The sequence below is a fragment of the Candidatus Streptomyces philanthi genome (genome assembly GCF_059553635.1).
Genome location: NZ_JCANQV010000536.1, coordinates 1 through 1971, shown reverse-complemented (window position 1 = coordinate 1971; position 1971 = coordinate 1). Strand labels below are relative to the sequence as shown.

Below are 1971 nucleotides of genomic sequence, written 5' to 3'. Positions count from 1 at the left end.
CCGCGGGGTCCGCGCCGCGCCGCGCCTGGTCGAGCCGCCCGGTGCGCCGGAGCACGAGGACGACCGCCGTGACGAGCAGGGCGAGCACCACGAGACCCGCCACCACCAGGCCGAACCGTATGAGCAGGAGATCGAGGACGTGTTCCATGGAAGCTCCTCCAGTTATTTATCACGTGCGTGACAAAAAGAATTTATCACAGACGTGATAGAAAGATTCCATGCCGAAACGCGTGGATCCTGAGGCCCGCCGCCGGGAAGTCGTCGACGCCCTGTTCCGTGTGGTCGTCCGGGACGGACTGCAACGCACCTCACTGCGGGCCGTCGCCGACGAGGCCGGCCTCAACATCGGCTCCCTGCGCCACTACTTCGACGGCCAGCAGGACCTCATGGACTTCGCGATGCGGTCCATGCTCGACCGCGTCACCGCCCGGCTGCTCCAACGCGTCGACGACATCGGCGACCTGCGCGGACACGCCCCCGCCGACCTCGTGCGCCTGACGGCGGACCTCCTCGCCGAGCTCCTGCCGCTCGACGCCCGGCGCCGCGCCGAGGTCACCGTCTTCCTCGACTTCAACACGGCCGCCCGTACCGACCCCGCCTTCCGCCCCCTGTCCCACAAGGCCGCCACCGGCACCCGCCGCCTCATCCGCCTCGCCCTCACCCGGCTGACGGAATCCGGCACCCTGCGCCCCGGCCTCGACCTCGGCATAGAGACCGAACGCCTGGCCGCCCTGGTCGACGGCCTCGGCCTCACGGGGGTACTGCACCCGGACGTTCTCGACGAGGAACGGTGCGCGGAGGTACTGCGCGGGCATCTGGAGGGGCTGATGGGGTAGGGGTGGCTTCTGTGGGGGCGCGCTTGTGGGCCCCTACCGACCCGTCAGCCGCACCCCCGCACAACCCCCGTCACTCCCGCACGTCGCGCCACGCCTCCCCCAGGTGGACCGCCACCTCCGACGCCGAGACGGGCGCGCCGACGGGGCCGGCCGCGCGGCGGGCCGCCAGGCCGTGGAGATAGGCGCCCACCGACGCGGCGTCGCGCACGGGGAGTCCGGCGGCCAGCAGGGAGCCGGTCAGGCCCGAGAGGACGTCGCCGCTGCCGGCCGTCGCCAGCCAGCCCGTGCCGGTGGGATTGACACGTACAGGGCCGTCCGCGGCGGCGACCAGCGTCGTCGAGCCCTTGAGCAGCACCGTCGCCCCGTACCGTTCGGCGATCTCCCGTACCGAGCGCAGCCGGGCCGCCTCGACCTCCTCGCGGCTGCGGCCGAGCAGCGCCGCGGCCTCCCCGGCGTGCGGGGTGAGCAGGGTCGGCGCGGTCCTGGCCCGTACCGCCTCCGGGGTGAGGAAGCGCAGCCCGTCCGCGTCGACGAGGACGGGGACGTCGGCGGCGAGGACGTCCGCCATCGCCCCGGACTCGTCGCCCAGACCGGGGCCGATCACCCACGCCTGGACGCGGCCCGCCTTGTCCGGCGGCCCGGGGTGCACCAGCGTCTCCGGGAAGCGCGCCAGCACCGCGGAATCGGCCGGGCCGACGTACCGTACGGCCCCGGCGCCGCCGCGCTGCGCGCCCGCCACCGCGAGGACCGCGGCCCCCGGGTAGCGCGCGGAACCGGCGACCACGCCGACGACGCCGCGCCGGTACTTGTCGCTCTCGGCGTCCGGCCACGGCAGCAGCTCCGCCACGTCCGCGTGCTGCAACGCCTCCAGTTCGGGGTCCTCGGGCGCGTCGAGGCCGATGTCGACGAGGCGGAGCGCGCCGGCCCGTTCGCGCGCCGGGTCGATCAGCAGGCCCGGCTTGTACACCCCGAACGTCACGGTGGCATCGGCGTACACCGCGTCACCGTGGACCTCACCGGTGTCGGCGTCCACCCCGCTGGGCAGATCCACCGCCACCACCGTCGCCGCCTCCCGTGCCTCGCGCACCAGCCGCGCGGCCTCGTCCCGCAGGCCACCGCGCCCGCCGATGCCGAC

2 protein-coding genes are annotated in these 1971 nt (G+C 74.3%); one reads left to right on the top strand and one right to left on the bottom strand.

Annotated elements, in window-relative coordinates; all coding sequences use genetic code 11:
* The first annotated feature begins 218 nt into the window (after window positions 1-218).
* Window positions 219-836 (top strand): TetR/AcrR family transcriptional regulator, encoded by a 618-nt coding sequence (locus AC51EU_RS29965; protein ID WP_496270236.1) that lies wholly within the window; start codon window positions 219-221, stop codon window positions 834-836.
* 70 nt (window positions 837-906) lie between these two features.
* Here AC51EU_RS29965 and AC51EU_RS29960 read toward each other — a convergent pair.
* A partial coding sequence (locus tag AC51EU_RS29960) for an NAD(P)H-hydrate dehydratase (RefSeq protein ID WP_496270235.1) occupies window positions 907-1971 on the bottom strand: 1065 nt, incomplete at its 5' end.